This window comes from Desulfovibrio legallii, from assembly GCF_004309735.1.
Classification (GTDB): domain Bacteria; phylum Desulfobacterota; class Desulfovibrionia; order Desulfovibrionales; family Desulfovibrionaceae; genus Desulfovibrio; species Desulfovibrio legallii.
This window is the reverse complement of sequence record NZ_SIXC01000001.1, coordinates 262,716-288,911: the sequence shown is the minus strand read 5'-3', so window position 1 is coordinate 288,911 and position 26,196 is coordinate 262,716. Positions and strand designations below refer to the sequence as shown.

Below are 26,196 nucleotides of genomic sequence, written 5' to 3'. Positions count from 1 at the left end.
TACACCCACTCATGGAAAAGGGCAGCCAACTTGCCCATATGGACGCATCACTACAATTATTCGCGTCCTCACACGGCTCTTGGCAGGAAACCTCCGGCTTCAAAATTGGAGCGAGGGTGAACAACGTATTGACACTCTACATCTAGGGACGGCAAGACTTGCCGTCTGACCCGCGCCGCCTTGCCAGTTCCGGACTTTTTCCGTAGGCTTGAGGCATGGCAAAAATACGTGAAGTGTACCGCTGTTCCTCCTGCGGGGCACAGACCACGCAGTGGCGCGGGCAGTGCCCCAGTTGCCACGAGTGGAATACCCTTGAAGCTGTGACCCAGCCCAAGACCGCCGTTAGGACGCCGCACCGGACAGGCGTCGCGGGCGTGGGCGGTCGGGCCGTACCCCTGCACGCCGTGGCGGACGAAGGGCACGAGCCTTTCGGCAGCGGCCTTGCGCCGCTGGACCGCATTCTGGGCAAGGGCTTGGTGCCCGGAGCCGCACTGCTCATGGGCGGGGAGCCGGGCATAGGCAAGTCCACCCTGTTGCTGCAGGTGGCGGGCATGGTGGCGGCCGGGGGGCGTACAGCGCTCTATGCCAGCGGGGAGGAATCCTTGCCGCAGATTCGGGGCCGGGCCGAACGTCTGGGCTTGCTGGACTCCCGTCTGCTGGCCTTGGCCACCTCTCGCGTGGAAGACGTGCTGGAAGCGGCTACGGCCGCCGCGCCCGCCTTGCTGATCGTAGATTCCGTCCAGACCCTGACCAGCCTGGAGGCCGAGGGCCTGCCCGGCAACGTCACACAGGTGCGGGCCGTGGCCACGGCCTTGGTGGAATTTTGCCGCCGCGCGGACTGCACTCTCATTCTGGTGGGGCATGTGACCAAGGATGGCGTGCTGGCCGGGCCGCGCCTGCTGGAGCATATGGTGGATACGGTCCTTTCCCTGGAGGGTGATCGCCGCCAGATGTTCCGTCTGCTGCGGGTGTTCAAGAACCGCTTTGGCCCTAACGAAGAGCTGCTGGTCTTCCGCATGGCGGCCCGTGGCCTGCAGGTGGTGGACGACCCCGCAACCTTTTTTCTGGGCCAGCGCGACGCGAGCCTTTCGGGCACGGCGGTAGTTATGGCCGTGGACGGCCAGCGTCCCCTGGCCGTGGAGGTGCAGGCTCTGGTTTCGCGCACTTTTTTGAGCATTCCCCGGCGGGCCGCCCTGGGTTTTGATGTGGGGCGGCTGCATTTGCTGCTGGCCGTGCTGGAAAAGCGCCTCAAGCTCAATTTCGGTCAGGTGGACATTTATGCCAAGGTGGGCGGCGGCATGAAACTTACTGAGCCGGGGCTGGATCTGGCGCTGGTGGCCGCTGTGCTTTCGTCGTATTATGACGTGGCCCTGCCGGAAAAGTGCGTGCTGTGGGGCGAGGTGGACCTGAACGGCCAGGTGCGGCCCGTGGCGGCGCAGGATCTGCGCTTGAAGCAGGCCCGCCGTCTGGGGTTCGAGCCCATTTTGCATCCGGCCGCAGGGCAGGGAGGCGTGGGCACCATCGCGGCCCTGCAGCAGCGTTTGTTTCACCGCAAATGAGGTCGGCCATGCCCCTGGAAGTGGAACGTAAATATCTGCATGTGGATTTACAAGCCTTGCGTCAGACCCTGGCGGACAGCGGCGCGCACTGCCTGGGCGCGCATTTTGAGAGCAACTGGGTCTTTGACGCGCCCGACCGCGCCCTGCTGGAAAGCGGCCGCCTGCTGCGTTTGCGCAGTCAGGAATGGCCGGACCGTACCCGCCATGTGCTCACCCTCAAGCGGCCCGCGCCCGCGTCCGGCTACTATAAGGTGCGCGAGGAGCTGGAAACGACGGTAGAGGACGGCCCAACCCTGCACGCCATTCTGGCCGGGCTGGGCTACACGGTGACGGCCCGCTACGAAAAGGTGCGCGAGCCCTGGCGGCTTGAAGATGTGGAAGTGGAGTTGGACGCGCTTTCCTTCATAGATGTGGTGGAGTTGGAGGGGCTGGCCGCGCATATTGATTCGGTGCAGCGCCGCCTTGCTCTTGACAAAGCCATAATAAGCACCAAAAGTTATCATGAGCTGCACCAGGAATGGCTGCGGCAAAACCACCAGCCGCCGCAATTTTCTTTCGTGTTTGACGCGGCGCAGCGGGCCGCGTGGCGGCAAAAGCTGGGACTTCCGGCGGATATCCCTGCGCCGGACGCGCCCGGCGGCGAGAACACCGTGTCGGAGCCTTCCCATGTCATGGAATGACGCAAACCGTAGCGACGGCCAGAGCCGTGTGGCGGTGGAGCAGGAAATCAAGGAACCGGAACGCTACCGGGTGCTGCTGCACAACGACGACTATACCAGCATGGATTTTGTGGTCAGCGTACTGCGCAACATCTTTCATAAAACCCCCGAAGAGGCTACGGCCATCATGCTGCTTGTGCACCATCAGGGTGTGGGCCAGTGCGGTGTGTTCACCCAGGAAGTGGCGGAAACCAAGGTCCACAGGGTGCGCACTACGGCCAGAGCCGCGGGGTATCCCCTCAAATGCACTATGGAAAAAGTCCATTGAGATACGCCTATGCTGAGTAAAAGTGTTCAAAGCGTCATCCGTGACGCGCTCATGGAAGCCCACCGCCGTCGGCACGACCTGCTGACCGTGGAGCACGTGCTCTTTGCCCTTACCAACAACATGCGGGGACGCATCATCCTGGAGGGCAGCGGCGCCAGCGTGCCGGTGCTGCGCGAACAGCTGGAGGAGTTTTTCAGCCGGGAGCTGGAGTCCGTGCCCCTCACGCGCAACCATGAAGTCTCCCAGACCGAGGGCGTACAGCGCGTACTGGACAGGGCGCTGGCGCATATCCGCTCCTCAGGACGCGACACGGTAGAACTGGGCGATCTGCTCATTTCCATCATGGACGAAGACGAGAGCTACGCCCTATTCTATCTGCGCAAGCAAGGGGTGGAACGCCTGGACGTGCTGACCTTTGTGTCGCACGGCCTGGAAGAGGGCGGCGGTTCGCGCGGCGTGGAGCAGGCCGGCGCCGAGGGCGGCAAGGAGGCCAAGGCCGCCGATCCGCTTGCCCAATATACGGTAGACCTCACCGAGCGGGCGCGGGAGGGCAAGATCGACCCCCTGGTGGGCCGGGAGGCGGAGCTGGACCGCGCCGTGGAGGTGCTCTGCCGTCGCCGCAAGAACAACCCGCTGTTTGTGGGCGACCCCGGCGTAGGCAAAACCGCACTGGCCGAGGGCCTGGCCTTGCGCATCGTGGAGGGCCGTGTGCCCGAAATGTTTGCCCAAACCCACCTTTACGCCCTGGACATGGGGCTCTTGCTGGCGGGCACCCGCTACCGCGGCGATTTTGAAGGCCGCCTCAAGGCCGTGGTGCAGCGGCTTAAGGAACAGCCCGATTCCATCCTGTTTATTGATGAAATTCACACTATTGTGGGGGCGGGTTCCACCTCCGGCGGCTCCCTGGACGCCTCCAACCTGCTCAAGCCCGTGCTGGCCGGAGGCGAACTGCGCTGCATCGGCTCCACCACCTATGAGGAATTCCGCAACCATTTTGAAAAAGACCGCGCCCTGGCCCGGCGTTTTCAGCGCATCGACCTCACCGAACCCAGTGCGGAAGAGTGCCTGCGCATTCTGCAGGGGCTGGAAAAGCGCTACGCGGACTACCACAAGGTGCGTTATGTCCCGGCGGCCCTTAAGGCTATGGTGGACCTGACCGCCCGGCACGTGCGCGACCGCCTGCTGCCGGACAAGGCCATTGACGTGCTGGACGAGTGCGGCGCGGCCGTGCGCCTGGGGCGTGGCGTGCGGCCGGCGCGCGGAGAAGAAACCCCGCAGGTGGGCGTAGGCGATGTGGAGCGCGTGGTGGCCCGCATGGCGGGCGTGCCCGTGCGCACGGTTTCCGGCAAGGAACGCACGCGCCTGGCCCACCTGGAAAAGGACCTCAAGCAGCTGGTGTTCGGCCAGGAAACCGCCATTGAAGTCACCGTGCGGGCCATTTTGCGGGCGCGCGCCGGCCTGGGGCAGGAGCAGCGTCCGGCCGGGGCCTTTTTATTCTACGGGCCCACAGGCGTGGGCAAGACCGAAGTGGCCCGCAGTCTGGCCAAGCTCATGGGCGTGGAATTTCTGCGCTATGACATGAGCGAGTATATGGAAAAACACGCCGTGTCGCGGCTTATCGGCGCGCCTCCCGGCTATGTGGGCTTTGACCAGGGCGGTCTGCTCACCGAGGCCGTGCGCAAGGCGCCTTACTCTGTGGTGCTTCTGGATGAAATGGAAAAGGCTCATCCGGATATCTTTAATGTATTGCTTCAAGTTATGGACTACGCCACGCTCACGGACAACACCGGACGCAAGACGGATTTTTCGCACGTGGTGCTGATCATGACCTCCAATGCCGGAGCCTTCGAAATGTCCCGGCCCAGTATGGGCTTTGCGGGTTCCGTGCCGCAGGACGCGGCCCACAAGGCGCTCAAGGCCGTGGAAAACACCTTCAGCCCGGAGTTCCGCAACCGGCTGGACGCTCTGGTGCCCTTTGGCAGCCTGACGGAACCCATGATGCTGCGCATTGTGGACAAGTTTTTGAGTGACATCCGCCAGAGCCTGGAGCAACACAGGGTAGAATTGACCGTAACCGACGCGGCCCGGCGCTGGCTGGCCCGCAAGGGTTTTGACCCGGCCATGGGCGCGCGGCCCCTGCGGCGGCTGCTGCGTACGGAGCTGGAAGACCGGCTGGCCTCCGCCCTGCTGTTCGGCAACCTGAAGAAGGGCGGCAAAGCCCGGCTGACGTGCTCCAACGACGGGCTGGAACTGGAAAGCGGACCCGCCCCCAAGGCGGCGGGCAAGGCCCAAAAAAACACCAGGAATGCGATAGCCTGAGGCCGGTGCGGTAGCATACAAAAAGGGAAAGCCCACGGGCTTTCCCTTTTTGTATGCTTTTATAATGTTGATTGCTTACGCCTGATGGTGCGTCTGCACAGTGCGGTCTTCCTGTATAGCCTTGTGCGCTGGCCTGCGGCGCGCAGCCGCCTCAGGAGTGGGTCAGGGCCGTAAGGGCGTAGTGCAGGGTGGCGTCAAAGTAGTCCAGCACGGCGCGCAGAGCGGCTTCTACGCTGGCCACGTCGCCCGTAAAAAGCAGGGAGCCGCCCACGCGGTCCAGAAAGCCCACCTCCACGGCGGCGGCCTTGGTGGCGATGTCCGCCGCGATAATTACGCCTTCGCTGGGGGTGATGGTCAGAATGCCGATGGCCGAGGCCTGCCGGTCGCCCAGCCCCAGATTGTGGAAAAGCGTCCGCTGGGGGCTGGCGATGAGGTGGGCCAGGGTAACCTGACGGCCCGGCACATGTTCCTGAATTATGCGCTGCTTGTGGTCTTCCATAGGGGCATCCGGGCTAGAGCAGTTGCCGCTTCAGTTCTTCGCTGGGGGAGGGGATGACGATTTTGCTGACTACGGGATTTGCCGCAGCTGCGTTGGCCGCCCCGGCCTCTACGGAAGAGCGCACGGCGCTGACCTCGCCGGTCATGACCACAAAGGCCTTGCCGCCCAGCCCGGCGGAAAGCCGTAGCTCCAGCAGGCTCACGTCGCCGGCTTTGGCCGCGGCGTCAGCAGCCAGCACGCAGGAGGCCGCCGTGTAGGTTTCAATAACGCCCAGGGCGTTGATGGGGCCGGGCAGGGCCGTGCCGTTCATGGCCGGGACCACGTCCGCATGCACATTGGGGATGACGAAGCTGTCCACCACCATGTCGCCGCCCAGGCGCAGGCCGGTTTCCACGGAGTCGGTAACCGCGCCGGTGTCGCCCGTGATGATGATCAGGTACCTGCCGGGGCAGGTGGTGCGCGCCAGCACCAGTTCCACCTGGGCCGCCTTGACCATGGCGTCTGCCGTTTCCATGCCCAGCCCGATGCTGTTCAGTTCTACACAGCCGATAGTGCGTACTCTCATGATGCTGTCCCTTTAAGCCCTGATGGTGATAAAGCCGTTTTCCACCGCACGTATTGTGCCGCTGATGCTGGCGTGTACGCGTGCGCCCATGGCGCCTTCGGGGATTTCCCCCAGCAGATCGCCCACGTGCACCTGCCGGCCCACTGTTACTACAGGCACGGCGGGCGCGCCGATATGCTGGCGCAAGGGAATGCGCACCTCCGTGGGCACATAATCGCCCACAAAGGGCGGGTGGGCCGCATAGTCGCTCAGGCCCAGACGCTGCACCAGGCGGCTGGTGGGGATGCGCCGCTCCTCCCGAAAGCGTGACGGGTGCAGGGGGCGTCCGTCGTATTGCCAGGCAATGCGGGCCTTGCCCAGTTCTCTTTTGAGCTGAGCGTTGACCTCGCGTGGGGAAAGGCCCAGCGGACAGGCGAATTTTTCGCAGATGCCGCACTCGGAACAGAGCAGGGCCTCTTTGGCCACAGGAACTTCCGTCGCCGCCGTCCCGGCGGACACGCGCATGAGCTTGTGCGGATGCAGGCTGTGCCCCAGCAGGTTGCGCGGGCAGAGGTCTGTGCACAGGGAGCACTGACAGCAGACTGTGTTGGTCAGCCGCCGCACAGTGCGTTCGTCCATGATTTTGCGGGCCACCACCGTATGGTCCGGAGGCRGCACCAGCAGGCCGCTGGTGGTCTTGGTCACGGGCTGCTGTGTATGGGGCAGCACCCGGCCCATCATGGGGCCGCCGTCTACTACTTTATACTCCGTAAGGGTGGGGCCGCCCGCAAAGCGCAGCACCTCGTCCACGCAAGTGCCCACAGGCACGCGCAGCACCATGGGCCGGGCCACTGCACAGCCCACGGTAAGGTAGCGGTGGGTCACGGGTTTGCCCTCCAGGGCGCGCGCCACATTGCAGAGGCTTTCCACATTGCTGACCACAGCGCCCACCTGCAGGGGCAGGCCCCGCTCCGGCACCACAGCGCCCAGCACTTCGTAGACCATGACCTGTTCGTCGCCGGCGGGGTAAAAATCGCCCAGTTCAAAAACGTCCATGTCCGGACGGTCGGCCACGGCCTGACGCACTTGCCGCAAAGCCGCCGCGTGCTTGCCTTTAAGGCAGACCACGCCCCGTTGCGCGCCCGTGCAATCCATCATGGCCCGCAGCCCGCGCAACAGTTCCTCGGTGCGGCATTCCAGCAGGTAAGGGTCGCTCATGAGCAGGGGCTCGCAGCTGGCGCCATTGACCAGAACCGTGCCGACGCTGGCGTCGGCCTTTACGTGCGTGGGCAGCCCGGCGCCGCCGGCGCCCACCACACCCGCCTGGCGGATGGCCTCCACAATCTGATTTCCCATGATACACTCTCTTTTATCGAACCGTTTTCCTATGGCGGCGGGCCGCGCCTGTGGCCCGGCGGCGTTTACCAGGCCCGCAGCAGCAGTTCCGCCAGATCGTCCAGCGAGGGCATGCGGGGGTTGCTTTGGGTGCAGATGTCTTCCAGAGCGTTGGCGGCCATGGAGGGCAGATGAGCACGGTACTGGACGGCATCCACCTTGAGCTGGCGCACCTGGGCCGGGATGCCCAGGGCGGTGTTGAGTTCGCGCACGGCGGCCACGAGGTTATGCGTGCCTTCTTCCACCGTGGGGGCGGCAATGCCCGCCATTTCGGCAATTTCTTTGTACTTCACGCCGGCGTCGAACCGGTTAAACAGAATAGCGTGCGGCAGCAGCACGGCATTGGCCAGGCCGTGGGGAATGTGAAAAAGCCCGCCCAGACTGTGGGCCAGACTGTGCGTGATGCCCAGACCGCTGTTGGTAAAGGCCAGTCCGGCCATGCAGGAGGCAATGAGCATGTTGTCGCGCGCCACCATGTCGTCGCCGTGGACGTAAGCCCGGCGCAGGTAGGTGAAGACGTGGCGGATGGCCCGTTCTGCATAGATGGCCGTAAAGACGTTGCTGTAACGGGAGGTGTAGGCTTCTATAGCGTGGGTCAGCACGTCCATGCCGGTGGAGGCCGTGACGGCCGGGGGCACGGTGCGGGTGAAGCGCGCGTCCAGAATGGCCACATCGGGGATAAGCAACTCGTCGTTGAGGGGGATTTTGACCGCCTGCTCCTTGTCCGTGATGACGGCTATGGAGGTCACTTCCGAACCCGTGCCGCTGGTGGTGGGTATGGCCACCAGCAAGGTCTGTCGGCTCTGGTCCGCCTTGCGGCCGAAGTAGGAAATGGCCTTGGCCATGTCTATGGCCGAACCGCCGCCCAGGGCCAGGATAAGGTCGGCCCGGCTTTGCAGAAAGAGCTTGGTGGCCGCCACCACGGCCTGCAGGGTGGGGTCTGGCTCCACGCCGGAAAAAAGGGTGTGGCCTACGCCCTTGCGCTTGAGGTGGCTGATGGCCTGGTCCGCAAAGCCGCTTTTGACCATAAAGGGGTCTGTCACTACAAAGGCTTGCGTGGCCGGGAAGGTTTCCAGCATTTCCAGGGCATAGGGGCCGTAGCAGATTTTTGTCTTTCCGTAAAACTGGGTCACTCTTTCCTCCGGAAGGCCTTGGGGGCCGCCGCGAACCGGGCGGATTCGGGCCGGGATGGAGCCGGATTGGTTTTTTTGTGTTCAGAAACGCGTTGCGTCGCCGCGGACGGGGTTTTGCCGTCGCGCCGGAACCGGTCAAACCGGCTCCGGCCACGACCTGCCGCTCATGGCAAAGGCTTTAGCGGCGTTTGGGCAGGATCATTTCCACTTCTTCGTGCGGGCGGGGGATGACGTGCACGCTCACCAGCTCGCCCACGCGGGAGGCGGCGGCCGCGCCCGCGTCCGTAGCGGCCTTCACGGCCCCCACATCGCCGCGCACCATGACCGTTACCAGACCGGAGCCCACCTGCTCCTTGCCGATGAGGGTCACGTTGGCGGCCTTGACCATGGCGTCGGCGGCTTCCACCGCGCCCACCAGACCTCTGGTTTCAATCATGCCCAGGGCATCCGTCATTGTACTCATTGTATTCTCCTTATTGCTGCAAAAGTGTTGTTGTCAGGGGCGCGCCAAGCATTGCAACGTCGCAATGTCCTGGCGGTTGCGTAAGCAGACGCCCATAATGGAGGCGCAAGCGCAGCCGCAGCCGTTGCGACGCAGGAAACTACGGATGAAGACAGCATCGCTATGTTTTTGCGCAGGTAGGCGCCGGAACAACCGTGCCATAATCTTTGAGAAGACATATTCTCAACGGTTCTCTGCTCTAGAGCATTTAACACTTGAAATGCTCGCTTACGGCAGGCAAAAGCCTGCCTTCTCGCATTTCGTGGCAAGGATTTTCAAGAAAATCCTTGCAGAGCAGTTAGCTCATTTCATTCGCTAACTGCTCTAGTGCAGGCCCTTGCCGATGGCAGCCACGGTTTCCAGGGTAACCTTTTTAAGATCCTCCGGATCGGTGATGCCGTAGTGCTGTTTGATGATGGCGGCCACACCCACCAGCAGATCTGTATCCGCCGGAGTAGTGGCCGCGTGAGCGGCGCAGGCCCCAGCCGGAGCCGCGTCGTAGACCACGTCGACGCCGCGTCGGGTGAGTTCGTCCCGTGCGCCGGCGGTGAGGATTTTGTCTGCATCCATATTCAGGCGGTTGTCGTGAATAAAGTCCTGAAGGTTATCCACGGTTATCAGCGTCTTGCTCATACACACCTCATTCTCCCGCCGGGGCGGGGTTAGGTTTGGCCACGCCCGCAAGGGCCTGGGTTACTTCCGGCTCCGGGCGCGGCAGGACCACTGCCCGCAGCAGGCTTTTGCCCAGTTCTGCCGTGGCCGTGTCCACAGCCTCGCGCACGGCGGCCACGTCGCCCGTGAGCACAAAAAAGGATTTGCCGCCTATGCCCTGGCCCAGCACCAGCCGCATGAGGGCCACCTGGGCCTTTTTGACCGCAGCGTCCGCCGCCATGACGCCGTCTGCCGCGTTGCGGCATTCCACCACGCCCAGGGCCTGCCCGGCCGCGGGCTGGGGCCGACGGCGCAGGGCCGCCTGCACCTGCGGGTCCACGGGAGAGATAATGTAGCTGCCCGCCAGGGAGGCTTCAGCTTCACGCGCGGTCCGTACGGCCGTTTCCACAGCTTCGCGATCGCCTTCCACCACAATGAGCAGCCTTCCGGCGCAGACCACTGACGCTCGCACCAGGGTCACGGCCGCGGCCTTGAGCATGCTGTCGGCCAAGGCCGTGCCCGCGGCTATGCTGCGGCTGTCCACTATGCCCAGCGTGTCCACGGCCTACTCCTTGCGCGGGGCTTTGCAGCCCATCATGTCTTCCTGGTCCAGAATGCCCACAATGGCGGCGTCCACGGGAGCCTCTTCATTAAACAGCGCCTTGCGGGCGGAGCTGCCCGTGGTGATGAGCACTTTTTCGCCTGTGCCCGCGCCCACGCAGTCTACGGCCACAAAACTTTCGGCCAGTTTGTTGTGGGCGAGGTCCAGCCGCTGCACCACCATGAGCTTCAGCCCATTGAGGGCGTCTTCCTTGCGCGTGGCCCAGACGTTTCCGACGACAATGCCTACCAGCATGGCGCCCCCTACAGGTTTTGCAAGATGGTCAGATGTTGTTCCGCTGCCGCCTCACGGGCCAGCGGCGTAACAACGGCCCGGCGGGGAACGCGCAGCACGCGCGCGCCCTGACGGACGGCCTCGGTCACGTGGGCGGCCGCCACCAACTCCCGGCGGGAGAGCAGGGCCTCCGGGGCCGCCGGGGGCAGCTCCGTAAGCCCGTAGGAGGCCAGTGCAGCTTCATAGCCTTGATACAGACGCCACAGGGCCTCAGGGGCCGTGGCCTCGTGCGCACGGTAAGCAAAGCCCAGGGTGCGCACGGCGTTGCCCGCCAGAAGAAGGTCCAGCACCCGGGCCAGGGCCAGACAGGAGGCCCGCCCCTGGGCCAGGTCGACCATTTCTGAACAGCTCAGTTCCGGGATGACGTAGAAGTCTGGTCGGGGGCCGTGCCCGGCCGGGTCGCAGCGCACCCGCGCCTGGGGCAGCCTTTCACGCACGGCTGCTGCCAGACGAAGGTCTTCCGGGGGCAGCAGCGCCGCTAAAGGCCCGGCTTCGCCCGCGGGGGAAGGGCGGCCCAGAGCTTCCAGCACCTGGCCTACCACGGCGGCGACAATGTCCTGCATTGGGGCGTTCATGGTTCAGAGTCCTTGCTTTGTCCGCTCAGGCGGACGCGCCGCAACCCAAGGCAATGCCCAGGGGCGTAACCAAAAAGGGATTGGCGGGCTTGCGGGCCGTAAGGCCCGTGTATCTGGCGATGATCGTTTCCATGCCTGGCAGGCAGCAGGTGCCGCCCACCAGGTAGAGGGTCTGTACGCCGCGTCCGGCCACATGGCGTTGGATAATGGCCCCCATCTTTTCAATGACGGGCCGCACCACGGGCAGGATTTCCTTTTGGCGGGCAGGGTCTTTTTTCAGGGCCTCGGCCGCCTCAAAGTCCACATCGTAGTTGCCGGCCAGCACCAGGGAAAGGTGCGTGCCGCCCGTGGGTTCGTCCGCCACATAGGTCACTTGGCCGCCGCGCAGCACGGCAATGCCGGTAGTGCCGCCGCCGATGTCCACAATGGCCCCGTCGCGCACGCCCAGCACATTGTTGGCGGCCGTGGGTTCATCCAGCAGGGCGGTGACCTCCAGTCCGGCCCCCTCGGCCACATGCCGGTGGGTAGCGCAGTCACGTTCGCCGGTGCCGGGGGGCACGGCTATGGCCGTTTTTTCCAGCTTGCGGCCCAGGCTGTCTTCCAGCTGTTCCCTGAGGGCGCGCACCATGCGCAGACCGCCGGCGTAGTCCACCACCAGGCCGTCGCGCACCACCTGGGCGCTCTGCACGGCGCAGGCCACGGGCCGTTGTCGGCTGTCCACCACGGCCAGCACAATATAGGCCGTGCCCAGGTCCAACCCCACGGCAAGGGGCTCTGTGGGACTGACCTTGCACGGTTTGGCACGGGTGGCCTCCAGGGCGGCAATGCGCTTGTCGACGGCGGTAAAGTCCATGCTCAGCTCCTGTGCAGGGCGATAACCACGCCCGTAGCGCCAGGCTTCCAACCGGCGCTGTTGCCTTCGTCAGCATCAATATGCATGGCCAGTTTGAAGTCCGGGCTTACCCGGACCAGGACGTTTTCCAGGATAACCGGGCGTTCCGTATCCAGGCGAACGTCCACCATGTCTTTATCTTTGAGGCCGAAGCGGGCGGCGTCGTCCGTGTGCATGTGGATATGGCGCGAAGCCACGATGACGCCAGATTCCAGCCCCACAATGCCCGTGGCCGAGGCCAGGATGATGCCGGGGGAGCCCGCAGTGTCGCCGCTTTGGCGTACGGGCGGATTAATGCCCAGGGCGCGGGCGTCGGTTTTGGAGATTTCCACCTGTGAAGCGTCCCTGACCGGGCCCAGCACGGCCACGTTGTCCATGACGCCCTTGGGGCCGATGAGACGCACGCGTTGGGTGCTCAGAAACTGGCCCGGCTGAGAGAGAGGCTTGTGGGGGCGCAGAGCCTCGCCAAACAGGTTGATGGCGTCGGCAGTGCTCAAATGCACGTGGCGGGCGGATATTTCCACGGGTATGGGCCCGGCGTTCATGGGCGCGAGGCCGGGGGCCGTGCCGGCGGCGGGGGTTGCGCGCGTTTCAGCGAGCACGCCGCGCACCAGGCGTTCCAGAAGGTCTTTGATATTCTGTTCTGTGCAGGTCTGTGCGGTCATGGTTGCTTCCGTTTACGGCTGGCGGGGCGGGGGCGCCCCGCCGCCGGTACCGGGTTGATAATTGGGTTAGGCTTCGCGCTGGGGCAGGATCATCTCCACTTCGCTGTGCGGACGGGGGATGACGTGCACGCTCACCAGTTCGCCCACCTTTTTGGCGGCAGCGGCCCCGGCGTCCGTAGCGGCCTTGACTGCGCCCACGTCGCCGCGGACCATGACGGTGACCAGGCCCGCGCCCACCTGGCTGCGGCCGATAAGGGTAACGTTGGCGGCCTTGACCATGGCGTCGGCGGCTTCAACAGCGCCCACCAGGCCACGGGTTTCGATCATGCCCAGGGCGTTGGAAGAAGTGGTCATAGCGGTTTCTCCTTTACAGTTGCGATAGATATGTGGTTAACGGCGTAGGGGATTGCGCCGGAATCAGAGGGCTTTTTTCAGTTCGGCCACAATCAGTTCGGTAATGGCGTTGATGTCCAGATTGCCGCCAGGGGCGGGGGCCGGGGTTTGCGGGGCCACGACCGCATCGTGGTTGGCGGCATGGCCGCAACAGTTGCTCAAAGCGGCCGAGGGCGGGCATGGCCGTGCTGCCGCGCCTGGTACGGAGGAAACGCCGCAGGCGCTTGATGCGGTGCAGGCGGGCTGGCCGCGGAAGTCGCAGGGGGTGTGCAGGTCGTAGGCCACCCGCCGCACGTTGATGAGGTTCAGGGGCGTTACGTTGTCAGACGTGGCGCTGCCGCCCACGGCCCCGCAGCCCAGAGTAAAGCTGGGGAAGAGCCCGGTGGAAATGCCCACAGCCCCCTGGGTGGAAGGCGTATTGACCAGCATGCGGGAAACGGGCTTGCGCAGGCCGAATTCGCGGATCACGTCCTCATCGCGGGAGTGGATGGACAAGGAATGCCCCACGCCGCCGTTGTGCAGCAGGGCGGTGCACACTTCGCAGGCTTCGCGCCAGTCCTCCACCACATAGAAGCCCAGCAGTGCGGTGAGCTTTTCCTTGCTGAAGGGGTACTTGGGGCCGATACCCTTTTCATCCGAGATGAGCAGGCGGGTGCCGGGCGGCACCTCAATGCCGGCAACGCCGGCGATGGTCACGGCGTCGCGGCCCACGATGGCCGGGTTCATGCTGCCGTTGCCGCGTTCCATGACGGTTTTGACCTTGGTCAGCGCTTCTCCGGTGAGGAAGTAGCCGCCCTGTTCCTGCAGGGCCGCGCGCACCTGGTCGGCAATGCAGGCATCAGTGACGATGGACTGCTCCGAGGCGCAGATGGTGCCGTTGTCAAAGGTTTTGCTGCTCATGATCTTGGCAACGGCGTCTTTGACGTCGGCGCTGCGCTCAATGTAGGCGGGCACGTTGCCAGCGCCCACGCCCAGGGCCGGCGTGCCGGAGCTGTAGGCCGCCTTGACCATGCCGGGGCCGCCGGTGGCCAGAATAAGGTCCGCAATCTTCATGAGTTCATTGGTGCCCTCAATGGTAGGCAGGCTGATGCTGCTGACCAGGTCGGGCGCGACATCGCAGGCGCGCAGTGCGCCCTGGATGATCTCCACGGTACGGGCAATGCACTTTTTGGCGCTGGGGTGCGGGGTGAAGACAATGGCGTTGCCCGACTTAAGCGCGATGAGCGACTTGTAAATGACCGTGGAGGTAGGGTTGGTGGAAGGCACGATACCGGCGATAACGCCCACGGGCACGGCAATTTCCACTATCTTGGAGGCCGCGTCGGCGTGCAGCACGCCCACTGTCTTCATATCCTTGATGCGGGCGCAGACCTTTTCGCTGGCCAGCAGGTTTTTGATTTTTTTGTCTTCGGGTTTGCCGAAGCCGGTTTCATCCACAGCCATGCGGGCCAGGGATTCGGCCTGGGATGCGGCGGCCTCGGCCACGGCGCAGACCACGCGGTCCACGCGCTCCTGCGAGAGCCGCGCAAACTCCGGCTGCGCTTTGCGCGCGGCGCGCACCAGGGCGCGGGCCTCCTGAATGGAAAGCAGATCCTTATCAACCATTTTTCATTACTCCTTTTCCTTTCGTGTCGCGCGCTCAATGGCGTTCAGCAGGGTTTGCCTGTTGGCGGCGGCTATCTGGGCGCTGCTCAGGTCCGTTTTCAAATCCGTGGCCAGACGGCGCAGGGCTCCCATGCTCATGGCTTTGGCCTTTTCCCGGTCAAAGAGGCTAGGGGGGGGCGACGTTGCTGCCGCGTTTTCCGGCATGGGTATGGCGGCTTCAGCAACGACGTCAGTTGTGGCAGGAGCGTCGGGGGTTGCCGCAGCGTCGGGGGCAGCCGTAACCGGCGGTTCTTCTTCCGTTGCGGCCTGGGCGCAGGGGGGCTGCAACTGCAGGATGCGCTCCAGTTCGCCGTCCGGGCGGGGAATGACGTGGCAGGAAATGCGGACGGCCCCGTCCAGACGGTCCACGGCGGCCCGCGCCGCCTCCACGGAGGATTGTACGGCGCTTACCTCGCCCGCGATGGTGATGGTGACGAGCCCGCCTGAGGCCAGTGATTTTTCCAGCAGGCGCACGTCGGCGGCCTTGAGCATGACGTCCGCCGCCTCTATGGCGCCCACCAGCCCTTTTGTTTCCACAAGTCCCAGTGCCAGCATGATTTTCCTCCAGTGGGCGGGCATCAGTGTTTGATAACCCTGGCCGCGAGGCCGTAGCTTAGTAAAATTTTCTGGATGCGTTCCAGATCCGTATCGTCCAGGGCCGGGTTGCCTTCAATGGCGTAGTCCCGGTCCAGCTGGGCGTATTTGCTCACACCCAGGCGGTGGTAGGGCAAAAGATCAATGCCCTTGAGGTTTTTTCGTTCCGCATGGCAGGCCAGAAAACGCCCAACAGCGTGTATTTCTTCATTTTCGTCATTATAGCCTTTGAGCAGGGGCATGCGGATGTTGACGGCGCAGCCGTTTTCCAGCAGCCATTGCAGGTTGGCCAAAATGTGTTCGTTGCGCACACCCGTGAGGGCGTAGTGTTTGTCGGCGTCCATATGCTTGACATCAAAGAGAAACAGATCGCAGATTTCCGCCAGTTGGCGTACTACCTCCGGTTTGGCGTAGCCGGAGGTTTCCATGGCTGTGTGGATACCCTTCTGCTTGCAGGCCAGCAGCAGATTGGCCAGGGCTTCGTGCTGCAGCATAGGTTCGCCGCCGCCCACGGTGAGGCCGCCGCCGGAATTTTCATAGAACAGCCAGTCCTGCTCCACCACTTCCAGCAGGCCGGAGATGCTCTTCCGCTCTCCGGCAATGGCCAGGGCCGCCTGCGGACAGGCGCGCACGCAGGCTTCGCAGCGGATGCAGTCCTTGCTCCTGTCCACCATATGGGTACTTTGAGCATTGACCATACTGTGAATGCCCACGGGGCAGACGGGCACACAGGCCCCGCAGTGGACGCAGAGGTCTTTTTTGAACAAAACCTCATGGCGGCAGTGCTGGCTCTCCGGATTGGAACACCAGAGGCAGCGCAGGGGGCAGCCCTTGAAAAACACCAGGGTACGGATGCCCGGTCCGTCGTACATATTGTACTTCTGGATGTTGAATACGTTGGCCTTGCGCTCGATCACTGTGTTTCCTCTGCCGTAAGGGGGTGTGTGCTGTGTGTACTTGCTGCTCTGGGGCGGCGGGGGCCGCCGTAAGGGACGGCCCCCGGTTGCCGCTAGAGGTTTTTGAGCACGGTTCTGCTGATGATTTCGTCCTGCACGTCCTTGCACAGTTCCACAAAGAAGGCGCTGTAGCCCGCCACGCGGACTACCAGGTCACGGTAGTCGCCGGGATGCTGCTGGGCCTCCAGCATGGTTTTGTTATCAAGGTAGTTGAACTGCATTTCGCCGTTACCCAGGATGCTGGCGGAGCGGAGCAGGGTGATGAGCCCCTGTTCGCCTTCGGGCGTGTCCAGCAGGCCGGGCAGGAGCTTAAAGTTGTGCACCATGCCGATGTTCATGTTGTCGTTGGACATTTTGGACACGCTCTTGATGATGGCTGTGGGCCCTTTGCAGTCCGCGCCCTGAGTGGGGCTGATGCCGTCGGAGAGGGGCAGCCAGGCTTTGCGCCCGTTGGCCGAGGCCCCCAGCATCTGCCCGAAGGGCGTGTTGTTGGAGATGGAAAGGGTGCCGTGGCTGAGGACGGAGTAGAGCGTGTGGTACTGGCGGTGCTCCCTTTCAGTAAAGGCAATGAGGTCGGCGGCTATGCTGTCGGCATAGTCGTCGTCATTGCCGTATTTGGGGGCGGCCAGGCAGTCGGCGCGCAGGCTTTCGTAGCCTTCAAAGTCGGCCTTGAGGGCCTCATTGAGCTGCTGCAGGGTGTATTTTTTGTCGTCGTAGACCAGCTTTTTGATGGCGGCCATGGAGTCCGTATAGGTAGCAAGGCCGCTCCAGACCACGCCGGGGCCGAAGTTGTACATGGCGCCGCCGGCGGCCACGTCGCGTCCGTGCTCCATGCAGCCCTCGTACATGATGGACATAAGGGGCTTGGGGGCCAGGTCGCGGTGCACGCGCTGGGAAATGACCGTGGCCACGCTGGACCATTTGGTGATGTAGCGGATCTGCTCCTTGACGGCGGCGTCAAACTTTTCAAAGGTGTCAAACTGACTCGGATCGCCCAGGTCCGGGCAGACCTGCTTGCCGTACCACAGGGGCACGCCGCGGTTGAGCACCAGCTCAATGCAGATGGGCCACTGGGTGTAGGCGGTGGAGGTCCACTGATAAAGACGACCGGATTTTTGCGGCTCCACGCAGCCCATAAGGCAGTAGTCGCGGGCGTCTTCCATATCCACGCCCTTGGCGAGCATCATTTTGATGTGGGTGTCGTCAAAGTGCACGGCGGGAAAGCCCATGCCGGAGCGGATGACGGAAACGATTTTTTTCAGGTATTCCTGCGGCGAGGTATTGTGCACGCGGGTGGCCAGGGAAGGTTGGTAAATGCGCACATGGCGCACGGCGTCCATGAGCAGGTAGGTCAGTGCGTTGGTGGCGTCGCGCCCTTCGCGGGTAACGCCGCCCACGCACATGTTCACAAAAGGCTGGTAGCCGGCAAAGAACTTGGAGCTGCCCTCGCTGGTGAGCCACATCATTTCCGACATCTTGATGAGCATGCAGCCCGCCAGATCAAAGGCCTCGTAGGGCGTAAGGCGGCCTGCTTCCAGATCGGCCTTGAAGAAGGGGTACATGTACTGGTCTACGCGGCCGATGGACATGCCGGTCTGGTTTTCTTCCACCACCAGCAGGGATTCCACGGTCCACACGGCCTGGATGGCCTCCCAGAAAGTGGTGGGGGCGTGAGCGGGCACGCGGGCGTTGACCGCGGCGATTTTTTCCAGTTCGGCCCGGCGTACGGGGTCGCTTTCAGTGGCGGCGCGCTGGGCCGCGTATTCCGAAAGGCGCTTGGCATAGCACATGACGCCTTCGGTGGTTTCGATGACCGATTTGTAGAAGTAGATTTTGTCGATGTCTTTGGGCTTGTCGTAGTCCAGCTGGGCCAGATGCTCGCGGGCCTCGCGCTGGATGTCCAGCATGCCTTTTTTCATGAGGATGACATCGTAGCCGGGGTTGGAGTCGCCGCCGCCGTTAAGGGCGTGGTAGGAGCAGTCGGAAACAAAGGATTCGCCCGAAAGTTCCCACAAACCGGCTTCGCGGTACTGCGCCTCGCAGTATTCGTCCACAGATTTTCCTTCCCAGTAGGGGAAGATCTCTTCCAGCAGAACTTTTTTATCTTCCTCCGCAAGGTGAAAAGGGTCTTGCGGGCGGTTGGCAATGGTTTCCAGCTCGTCCCTGAGCCAGCGCCAGGAAATGTCCGGCGAAAAAGCTCCGGCGCGCGGCGCGCCATTGGGCGCGCCCACGATGAGCTCGTGGTCCTGAATGACCAGAGGGGCTGTTTCGCAGCAGTAGCGGAAGGCCTTGGCGCGCAGCAGAATACGCGGCATGCCGGGGTTTTCTCTGTCGATTTTGGTAATGGCCCGGGCGCGGTGGATGGTGATGCTGGGCTGTTGTTTGAGGTAGTTTTCCTTCAGCAGCACATGGCGGCGGGTGGGCCCTTCGGGCACACCCGTGCCCGCCGCTGCGGGGGCAAGCGCAGCAGCGGATGCGTGCGCGGCGGCCATGGCGCCCGTTGGGGCGGTGTGGGCAAAAAGCTCACGCAGTTGCCGGCGTTCGTCCGGGGAAAGGCTATTGGCGACTTCCGCTATTTTTTGGGAAAATTCGTGCAGGTCCACTTGTATCCTCCATGGGTGCGGGTCAGGGGCGTGTACGGCCGCGGGGCGCGGGCGCTGTTTCCAGCGCGCGGCGCAACACGGCGCGCAAAAGTTCCAGAGGGTCTTCCTGCGTGGGGGGCGCAGGATTTGCGCTTTGCGGCGCGGCAAAGTCCGCCAGACAGTCCAGGCCGCGCACGCCGTACCCCACCGTGCGGCGGTAGATAAGGTTGTAGGGCGAAATATTGTCCGACGTGATGCCGTAACCCGCGATGCCGCTGCCCTGCGTCATGGCGGGGGTGAGGTTGGTGGTGAGGCCCATGCCGCCGAAGGCGGCCCCGGTATTGACCAGCAGCCGGGCCACAGGCTTTTTGAGGGCGAACTGGCGGATGACTTCGGCGTCCTGACTGTGGATGGTCAGGGTTTGGGCGTGGCGCTCCTGCAAGAGCAGCTCCAGGCATTTTTCACAGGCGTGGCGCCAGTCCGGCTCCACATAGTAGCCCAGCACGGGCGTAAGCAGTTCGCGGGTATAGGGGTCGGCTCCGGCGACGTAAAGGCGCGGGGCCAGCAGTACGCGCGTATCCTGAGGCGGAACGAAGCCGGCTTTTTGCGCCAAAGCCTGGGCGGACTGGCCCACCATGTGCCGCCGCCGACGGCCGTCGGCGTGAAAGAGCACGGCAATCACGGCATCGGCTTCTTCAGGGCTCATGAAATAGCCGCCACGGTCCTGAAAGGCCCGGCGCACCCGCGGTTCCACGCAGCCGTCCACAATGACGCACTGCTCGGCCGAAGGGGCCAGGCCGTTGTCAAAAGCCTTGCTGGCCAGGATGTCCGCCACGGCGGTTTCCAGCCTGGCGCTACGCTCGATAAAGGCCGGGCCGTTGCCCGTGCCGCCATAAATAAGGGGCTTGCCGCTGGCGCGCGCGGTTGGGAACATGCCCAGCACGCCGGTAACCAAGACCAGGGCCACATCAGGGTGGCGCATAAGCTCTTGCGTGCCGCTTTTGGCCACTATATCCATATAGGATACGGCCCCTTCGGGCATGCCTTGCGCGCGCCCGGCGGCGCAGAGCACGTCCAGAGCCGTGCGCATGCTTTCCAGCGCGCGCGGATGCAAAGAAAAAACAATGGCATTGCCGGATTTTATGGCCAGAAGGGCGTTGCAGATGGCGGTGGAGATGGGGCTTGTCACCGGGCAGAGGGCCGCGATGACGCCCAGCGGCACCCCCACTTCCTGAATGCCGGAGGCGGGATCCTCCCGCAGGGGTCCCACACAGCGCAGGCCGCGCAGGCTTTGGCGCACCCGGCGGCAGACAAACAAAATTTTAACCAGCTTGTCCTGCCATACGCCGCAGTCGCTCTCTTCCTGACTCATGACGGCCAGGGACTGCGCCTGGGCTTCCACTGCGTCGGCCATGGTTTCTACCATGGCGTCCAGGGCTTCCTGGGGCATGGCGGCCAGCTTTTTTTGCGCTGCGGCGGCATTTTCGGCCAAAATGCGGGCCTGCTGCATGGAAATGAGGTCTTTGTCGCCTATCATGAGTCCTCCGGCCGGGCCTTACGGCAGCACGTACCTTCTGACCAGCTTGACAAGATGCGGGTGGGGAGTAGGGATGACGCAGCGGCTGTATACCTCTGCGCCCATGGCGTGCACGGCGCTGACGCCGGCCGCCACTGCGGCTTCACAGGCGGCCACATCCCCTTGCGTCAAGGCGGAGCAGTAGCCTGAAGCCACGTTTTCGTAGCCGATGAGCTCCACGTCCGCAGCCTTGATCATGGCATCGGCCCCTTCCATCAGAAAGACAATGCCAAAGGTTTCTATCATGCCCAGGGCGCGCAGGCCGGGGTCGTCTTCCGGCACGGCGTCCAGCGCGTGGACTCTGACAATGCCGCCCACGCCGCGCACGGGGCGGGGCATGACGTTCTGCGCTGTGAGCTTGCCCACAGAGGCAGCTGCTGCGGCTCCGGCGGCCACGGAGGCGCGCACGGCCGCCACGTCGCCCTTGACCATGATGGTCACCAGGGTGGAGCCCACGTTTTCGTAGCCGACCAGTTCCACATCGGCGGCCTTGAGCATGCTGTCCGCACCATAGATAGCGGGAACCATGCCCAATGTTTCAATAAGGCCCAGAGCTTCTTCACCTCTATACTGCATAACGGCTCCGCTGCTGTTATTGTGTTGCGCACTCCTTTCGTAAGGACGAGAGAAGAGCATGATTACGTTGTAACCTTTCCCCTGTGGGGGAAGGTCAAGGGGTTTGGAATCTTTTTTTCAAAAAAAAGTTGTCGGACCCCTGGAGGGAAATTTATGATTGAACAACCAATCAGAAAATGTATACTGAATTCTTTGCAATTTTGCCGCAATCGCCTTTTGTGTTGCTGTATAGAAAGTCATGTCAGGGATCGGGGAATGTAGGGGGAGGATCGATTTTTTTCCCGCAAGGCCATATTTTTACTGCGCACCGCATTGACCTTCCTCCGCGGGGGAACCTTAGACTATCTACAAGTAGCGATATCATCCCTGCATCAAGGAGAGTGCCATGGATCAAGCGGTACACTGCAGCACGGCCACGGCTGGTGCAAACGCCACGGTTTTTGAGGCTAAAAGAAAACTCGCCGGGCAGTTCCGGCGTCGGGGTATGGCGGTAGCCACCATGTCCGGCGTGGCCTACGGCGTGTATACGGCCTTTATGACCCTGGCCATGACTATGGGCGTATGGGCGGTATGGTATGGGGAAAATTCCGGGCTTTCCGATTTTGCCAAAATGTTTTTGCTGGGCGCGTTGGGGGCGGCCACTACAGATACCTGCAGTGCCATCTGGGCGTTGCTCATTGCCGGATTTAAGGGAAAGCTGGGGGATTTTGCCCGCAGCATCACCACTAAGCCCGGCGCGGTGCTTATTGGCGCCGCCGTCATCGGGGGGCCCCTGGCCAGCACCTGCTACGTGCTGGGGCTGCAGAGCGCCGGTTCCATCATCGTGCCCATCAGCCGCGCTGTGTCCGGCCATCGGGGCCATTTTGAGCCGTTTTCTGTACAAGCAGCCCCTGACCCCCCGCATGGTGCTGGGCATTTTCATCTGTTTTGCGGCCAGCGCCATGATCGGCAGCACAGGGCTTGCCGACAACGCGCCCCCCAATCTTTTTCTTGGGCTGATGTTTGGCTTTTTGGCCGCCTTTGGCTGGGGGCTTGAGGGCTGCGTGGGCGGTTACGCCACCTCCATGGTGGACCCGGAAATCGGTATCACCATCCGTCAGGTTACGTCTGGACTGACCAATCTGTTGGTGCTGGTGCCGCTTTTTGCCATGTTCGGCGGGGCCGACGCCTTTACCATGGTGCGCACGGCCTTTACCGACACCCAGGCCATGCCCTGGTTTGCGGTAGCCGGTTTTGGCGCGTATTTCGCCTTTATGCTCTGGTACAAGGGCAACGCCATGTGCGGCACGGCTTTGGGCATGTCCTGCAACGGAGCCTTTTCCTTCTGGGGCCCCTTTTTCTGCTGGCTGGTGCTGGGGCTCTGGTTCGGCATCGACGGCTATGCCCTGGCCCCCATCGCCTGGCTGGCGGCGGTGGTCATGGTGGTGGGCATCTTTACCATCGCGGTAAACCCGGTAGATTTTTTCAAAAGGAAGGGATAGGGTATGAAAAGGCCGCTGAACTTTGCCATCCTTAAATACATGACAACCGTGGAAGAGGCCTGCCCAGAGGATGTATTGGCCGCTCTGGCCGCTGAGTACGGCTCCTTTCGGGCATACAACAAGGCCGATATGCTGACCGCTCTGCTGACGGCCGCCGCTAACGGCCTGCTGGAGGAATCCCGCTTCGATCTGGATGAAGCCGGCGAGCTGCGTCTGTACTTCCGGGCGCACGAGGCCGGGGCCGCCACCATCAACGCCTATATTCCCAACTGATAGGATCAGGACGCTCCGGAGCGCAGCGCTCCGGAGCGTCCCACCCCCGTGAGCCCCAGGGGCACGGGCGCTTGCCGCTCTGCGCACTCCTCCCTTCTTTTCCGCGCGGGGCAACCCCTTCCAATCCCGAAGAAAAGTATTGGGGTGTCGCTATGACCACCAACACGCAAGGCTATACCATCAGCCAGATGAGTTCCATTTCCAAGATTTCTAAAAAAGCCCTGCGGTTTTATGACGATCTTGGACTTATCACCTCCAAACGCCACGGGGGCAACAACTACCGCTACTATACCCACGACGACCTGCTGGCCGTGCCGCCGCTCAAATACTACAAGCAGATGGGTTTTCATCTGGCGGAAATACGCACCGCTTTTGAAGTGGGCGGCAATACCAGCCTGAGCGCCCTACGCAAACTTTTTCTGAAAAAAATACAGGCCTTGCACCATGAGGAGCGCATCCTGCACCTGCGGCTCACTTCGGTGCACGACTGGCTGGAACTGCTGCACGAAGCGGAAATGGTGCTGGAAAACGACATCCAGACCGTGTCCGTCAAATATCTGCAGCCCGAAAGTGTGCTCTTTCACGACCAGAACTACCGTGAGGACATCAAGTCTTCCATCATCAACATTGATTTCACCAATTATGTTGAATCTATAAAGAACAATATCACCGGCCCGGTCATGATTCTGTTTTCCTCCATGGAGCGCCGCAGGCAGCACCAGGAGCAGCCGGTAAAAATTTTGCAGCGGACGGTTTTTCCCTGCGAAGACGCGCTGACCACCACCTGGGGCGGCTTTCTCGTGCTCAGTTGTTACCACATCGGCGCGCACGACAGCATAAGCGAAACCTACGGAAAAATCGCCCGCTGGGCCAAGGCCAACAACTATGTGCTCGATTCTGGCTGCTGCGAGCGCTACGTTACGGACTACTGGACCACCAACAACGACGCCCTGTTCGTGACGGAGGTGTTGGTGCGGGCGGCGCGGCGCGGCGCGCCGCTGGCCCATGCCGACAGCACGGGGCCGCAGAGGACCTGGCTGGGGCAGGACGCATGAACATGCGGCTTCCATCAGAAGCGGTCGTGCCCGGCGCTGCGAAATCTGGCCAGGACCTGGCCCGCGACTTCTATACGGCCTGCCGTCCATCTCTGATGGCGGACATTCCCGAAATTATGGCCCGCGCCGCTGTGGGATTGGCAGGGGAGGGCTCGGAATGCTTCGGCTGCGACGACGCCCTCTCCCGCGACCACGACTTTGGCCCCGGATTCTGCCTCTGGCTGCCGCAGGCCGAACTGGCGGCGGCCCTGCCGAAGCTGGAAAAGGCCCTGGCCCGGCTGCCCCAAGAGTTCGGCGGCTACGCCAGTCGGCTTGCCCCGCACGCGCGCCAGGGCAGGGTGGGGCCCCTGGCGTTGGAACGGTTTTATGCTTTTTTTACCGGTCTGGAGCAGCCCCCCACCGGCAATTTACAATGGCTGACCATTCCGGAATATCAATTGGCGGCCTGCACCAACGGCGCGGTCTTCGAGGACCAGGCCGGGCTGTTCAGCTTTTGGCGTGCGGCCCTGCTGGCCTATTATCCCGAAGACGTACGGCTGAAAAAGCTCACGGCCCGGTGTATGGTTATGGCCCAGGCCGGGCAGTACAATCTGCCGCGTTGCCTGCGGCGGGGCGACGGCGCGGCGGCCCTGCTGGCCCTGGCCCGATTTGCCGAGGCGGCACTTTCCCTGGTCTACCTCTGCAACCGGCGCTACATGCCCTTTTATAAATGGGCGGCTCGGCTGGCGGCCCCACTGCCCGTGCTGGGTGCGTCCGCGGCCGACCTGTTGCGGCGGGTGAGCGCCACGCCCCTGTTGGGGGGTCCGGACCCGGCGGCCATCCTGAACCCGGTAGAGGATTTTTGCGCCCAGACGGCCTCCTGGCTGCGGGGGCAAGGGCTCAGCGACGCACAGGGCGACTGGCTCTGGGCGCACGGGCCGCGCATTCTGCGCCATGTGGCGGATGCAGAGCTGCGGCGCATGGATCTTTTACAGGCCTGACGGCAGGTTGGGGAGAAAAACCATGAACATGGCAGAAGAGACGGCAGTGCGTAAGGAGTGGTCTACAGCTCTGAGCGCGGCCCTTGCCCCCTTGCGCGCAGGACGCCCGGCAGAAAGCGTTGAGCGCCTGCGTGCCCTGCTGGTGCGCCTTACACCCGACGAAGCCGTGCGCGGTCGGGTGCTGGAGGCCTTGGGGCGCGCCTTGTTTGCCGGCGGCGCAGGACAGGCGGCGGAAGCCGCCCTGCGGGAGAGTGTGGACCTGCTGCGTCGCAGCCGGGGCGCGGCTTCGCCCGAGGCCCTGGGCGCGCTCCAGAATCTGGCCCATCTGCTGCTGGAGCAAGGCGACCTGCGGCAAAGCGCAGCTTTGGGACAAGAGGCCGTGCGGCTGTGCGAAGCGGCCGAGGGACCCCGTTCGCCCCGGCTGGCTTCGGCCTTGCTGCACCTTTCCGCAGCCTGTTACCGGCAACGGGATTTTGCCGGGGCCGAGGCTTGCCTCACGCGGGCACGGGATATTTTCAGCGTCCAGTCCCCTCCCAATCCGGAACTGGGGACCTGCCTGAACAATCTGGCCCGGCTGCGCGAGGAGCATGGCGACGCACGGGAAGGCATTGACCTGCACCGGCAAGCCCTGGCCCTGCGGCAGCGCCTGCTGGGTGAATGCCATGAGGACACGGCTTTTTCCCTGGGCAACCTGGGCGTGGCCCTGGCCAGCGACGGCCAGTGGGCCGAAGCTGCCGATACCCTGGCGCGGGCGCTGGACTGCTATGGCCGTCTGGGTCGGGCGGATGGGCCAGAAGCGCAAGGCTACCGGCATAATCTGGAGGTATGCCGCCAAGCCTTGGGCGTGACGGAAGCTGCGCCCGCTGCGGCAGGCCCGGAGGGCCACGAGCCCGATACCGCGCATGCGGCCTTGCTGGATGAGATTGTGGAACGGGAGCTGGCCATGTTTTTGAGTACGCCCAACGAAGGCGGRCCGGCCGTCTGCCAGCAGCGGCCCGAAGGCTTCCGGCTTATGCGGCGCACGACCCTGGCGGTGCTGAGTACGGCCACGCTGGCCGCCTATGCCGCAGATTTACGTCGTGCGGCGGACGCGGGACGCAACCTCATGGTGGAAAAATATGCCCGGATGGACGAGCGTCTGCCGCCCCTGCAGGCGGATCCGCGCATCGACGTTATTACCGCAGCCGAGAGCGCCTTTATGGACGCGGCCGCCACGGCCTGCCCCCATGTGGTCCAACGGGACGCCGGGGGCGGTTTTGCGCGCTATTTGCGCTGCGAGCTGGAAACGCTTTCGCCGGTCACCCTGGCCTGCTATCTGGAGGACGTGACCCGGGCCCAGGAGCAGGGCCGCAACTTGGCTGTGGAGCGCTGCCGCGTATTGGCTCGGCTTTTGGGCAAGCCCGATCTTGAAAGCCTGGAGGCTGCCGCCGCCGGGGCAAAAGCCGCAAGCGTTCCGCACTGATTGCGGGG

27 protein-coding genes and 2 pseudogenes are annotated in these 26,196 nt (G+C 63.3%); 11 read left to right on the top strand and 18 right to left on the bottom strand.

The features are described 5' to 3' along the window. From EB812_RS01230 to clpA, 5 genes and pseudogenes are all read left to right on the top strand, one after another. A pseudogene (locus tag EB812_RS01230) lies at window positions 1–146 on the top strand (integrase core domain-containing protein); the annotation flags it as partial. A 69-nt stretch (window positions 147–215) separates the two neighbouring features. Next, window positions 216–1,559 (top strand): DNA repair protein RadA, encoded by a 1,344-nt coding sequence (radA, locus tag EB812_RS01225; RefSeq protein ID WP_130957731.1) that lies wholly within the window; start codon window positions 216–218, stop codon window positions 1,557–1,559. An 8-nt stretch (window positions 1,560–1,567) separates the two neighbouring features. Next, window positions 1,568–2,239: a class IV adenylate cyclase gene (locus EB812_RS01220; protein ID WP_130957730.1), complete on the top strand. Its 672-nt coding sequence runs from the start codon at window positions 1,568–1,570 to the stop codon at window positions 2,237–2,239. After that, window positions 2,226–2,546, top strand: a complete 321-nt coding sequence (gene clpS / locus EB812_RS01215; RefSeq protein WP_118228866.1) for an ATP-dependent Clp protease adapter ClpS — start codon at window positions 2,226–2,228, stop codon at window positions 2,544–2,546. Before EB812_RS01220 ends, clpS begins: the two co-directional genes overlap by 14 nt. Window positions 2,547–2,555: 9 nt before the next feature. Further along, window positions 2,556–4,865 carry an ATP-dependent Clp protease ATP-binding subunit ClpA gene (gene clpA, locus EB812_RS01210; RefSeq protein WP_130957729.1) on the top strand — a complete coding sequence of 770 codons (2,310 nt, stop codon included), beginning with the start codon at window positions 2,556–2,558 and terminating at the stop codon, window positions 4,863–4,865. A 151-nt stretch (window positions 4,866–5,016) separates the two neighbouring features. On the opposite strand, the gene EB812_RS01205 is transcribed toward clpA, so the two are convergent. The 18 genes and pseudogenes from EB812_RS01205 to EB812_RS11995 form a co-directional block, all read right to left on the bottom strand. Continuing rightward, complete coding sequence (locus EB812_RS01205; RefSeq protein ID WP_118228868.1) at window positions 5,017–5,364, bottom strand: BMC domain-containing protein; 348 nt, start codon at window positions 5,362–5,364, stop codon at window positions 5,017–5,019. 13 nt (window positions 5,365–5,377) lie between these two features. After that, window positions 5,378–5,929 carry a BMC domain-containing protein gene (locus EB812_RS01200; protein WP_118228869.1) on the bottom strand — a complete coding sequence of 184 codons (552 nt, stop codon included), beginning with the start codon at window positions 5,927–5,929 and terminating at the stop codon, window positions 5,378–5,380. Window positions 5,930–5,941: 12 nt separating this feature from the next. Continuing rightward, a complete protein-coding gene (locus EB812_RS01195) occupies window positions 5,942–7,264 on the bottom strand; it encodes a 4Fe-4S dicluster domain-containing protein (protein WP_130957728.1) in 1,323 nt (440 codons plus the stop codon). A 65-nt stretch (window positions 7,265–7,329) separates the two neighbouring features. Further along, window positions 7,330–8,436 (bottom strand): 1-propanol dehydrogenase PduQ, encoded by a 1,107-nt coding sequence (locus EB812_RS01190; protein WP_118228871.1) that lies wholly within the window; start codon window positions 8,434–8,436, stop codon window positions 7,330–7,332. Window positions 8,437–8,614: 178 nt separating this feature from the next. Further along, entirely contained in the window at window positions 8,615–8,899 is a 285-nt protein-coding gene (locus EB812_RS01185; protein WP_092152868.1) for a BMC domain-containing protein, read from the bottom strand. A gap of 363 nt (window positions 8,900–9,262) precedes the next feature. Next, complete coding sequence (locus EB812_RS01180) at window positions 9,263–9,571, bottom strand: hypothetical protein (RefSeq protein WP_118228873.1); 309 nt, start codon at window positions 9,569–9,571, stop codon at window positions 9,263–9,265. A 7-nt stretch (window positions 9,572–9,578) separates the two neighbouring features. Continuing rightward, entirely contained in the window at window positions 9,579–10,151 is a 573-nt protein-coding gene (locus EB812_RS01175; RefSeq protein WP_118228874.1) for a BMC domain-containing protein, read from the bottom strand. Window positions 10,152–10,154: 3 nt separating this feature from the next. After that, window positions 10,155–10,445, bottom strand: coding sequence for a EutN/CcmL family microcompartment protein (locus EB812_RS01170; protein WP_118228875.1), 291 nt, complete (start codon window positions 10,443–10,445; stop codon window positions 10,155–10,157). Between the two features lie 8 nt (window positions 10,446–10,453). Beyond that, a complete protein-coding gene (locus EB812_RS11615) occupies window positions 10,454–11,059 on the bottom strand; it encodes a hypothetical protein (protein WP_165450854.1) in 606 nt (201 codons plus the stop codon). A 25-nt stretch (window positions 11,060–11,084) separates the two neighbouring features. Beyond that, window positions 11,085–11,912 carry an ethanolamine utilization protein EutJ gene (gene eutJ / locus EB812_RS01160; protein WP_118228876.1) on the bottom strand — a complete coding sequence of 276 codons (828 nt, stop codon included), beginning with the start codon at window positions 11,910–11,912 and terminating at the stop codon, window positions 11,085–11,087. A gap of 2 nt (window positions 11,913–11,914) precedes the next feature. Continuing rightward, entirely contained in the window at window positions 11,915–12,616 is a 702-nt protein-coding gene (locus EB812_RS01155; RefSeq protein ID WP_130957727.1) for a phosphate propanoyltransferase, read from the bottom strand. 66 nt (window positions 12,617–12,682) lie between these two features. Beyond that, a complete protein-coding gene (locus EB812_RS01150) occupies window positions 12,683–12,970 on the bottom strand; it encodes a BMC domain-containing protein (protein ID WP_118228878.1) in 288 nt (95 codons plus the stop codon). A 63-nt stretch (window positions 12,971–13,033) separates the two neighbouring features. Further along, entirely contained in the window at window positions 13,034–14,614 is a 1,581-nt protein-coding gene (locus tag EB812_RS01145) for an acetaldehyde dehydrogenase (acetylating) (protein WP_118228879.1), read from the bottom strand. 6 nt (window positions 14,615–14,620) lie between these two features. Then, complete coding sequence (locus tag EB812_RS11945; RefSeq protein WP_130957726.1) at window positions 14,621–15,208, bottom strand: BMC domain-containing protein; 588 nt, start codon at window positions 15,206–15,208, stop codon at window positions 14,621–14,623. 23 nt (window positions 15,209–15,231) lie between these two features. Continuing rightward, complete coding sequence (cutD, locus tag EB812_RS01135; protein WP_130957725.1) at window positions 15,232–16,164, bottom strand: choline TMA-lyase-activating enzyme; 933 nt, start codon at window positions 16,162–16,164, stop codon at window positions 15,232–15,234. Between the two features lie 92 nt (window positions 16,165–16,256). Continuing rightward, a complete protein-coding gene (gene cutC / locus EB812_RS01130; protein ID WP_118228882.1) occupies window positions 16,257–18,806 on the bottom strand; it encodes a choline trimethylamine-lyase in 2,550 nt (849 codons plus the stop codon). Window positions 18,807–18,828: 22 nt separating this feature from the next. Beyond that, window positions 18,829–20,325, bottom strand: a pseudogene (locus EB812_RS01125) (aldehyde dehydrogenase family protein); the annotation flags it as partial. A gap of 15 nt (window positions 20,326–20,340) precedes the next feature. Further along, on the bottom strand, window positions 20,341–20,937 hold the full coding sequence (locus EB812_RS11995; RefSeq protein WP_118228884.1) for a BMC domain-containing protein: 597 nt from the start codon (window positions 20,935–20,937) through the stop codon (window positions 20,341–20,343). Between the two features lie 385 nt (window positions 20,938–21,322). Between EB812_RS11995 and EB812_RS11770 the strand changes: the two genes are divergently transcribed. From EB812_RS11770 to EB812_RS01095, 6 genes are all read left to right on the top strand, one after another. After that, on the top strand, window positions 21,323–21,973 hold the full coding sequence (locus tag EB812_RS11770) for a hypothetical protein (protein ID WP_242621149.1): 651 nt from the start codon (window positions 21,323–21,325) through the stop codon (window positions 21,971–21,973). Beyond that, window positions 21,936–22,418, top strand: a complete 483-nt coding sequence (locus tag EB812_RS11765; RefSeq protein ID WP_242621148.1) for a hypothetical protein — start codon at window positions 21,936–21,938, stop codon at window positions 22,416–22,418. The genes EB812_RS11770 and EB812_RS11765 overlap by 38 nt, the downstream gene beginning before the upstream one ends. A 3-nt stretch (window positions 22,419–22,421) precedes the next feature. Next, complete coding sequence (locus EB812_RS01110) at window positions 22,422–22,691, top strand: hypothetical protein (protein ID WP_118228885.1); 270 nt, start codon at window positions 22,422–22,424, stop codon at window positions 22,689–22,691. Between the two features lie 152 nt (window positions 22,692–22,843). Next, window positions 22,844–23,746: a MerR family transcriptional regulator gene (locus EB812_RS01105; RefSeq protein WP_130957724.1), complete on the top strand. Its 903-nt coding sequence runs from the start codon at window positions 22,844–22,846 to the stop codon at window positions 23,744–23,746. Window positions 23,747–23,748: 2 nt separating this feature from the next. After that, entirely contained in the window at window positions 23,749–24,726 is a 978-nt protein-coding gene (locus EB812_RS01100) for a DUF4037 domain-containing protein (protein WP_130957723.1), read from the top strand. Between the two features lie 22 nt (window positions 24,727–24,748). Next, window positions 24,749–26,188 carry a DUF4125 family protein gene (locus tag EB812_RS01095; RefSeq protein ID WP_165450853.1) on the top strand — a complete coding sequence of 480 codons (1,440 nt, stop codon included), beginning with the start codon at window positions 24,749–24,751 and terminating at the stop codon, window positions 26,186–26,188. Window positions 26,189–26,196: the final 8 nt, after the last annotated feature.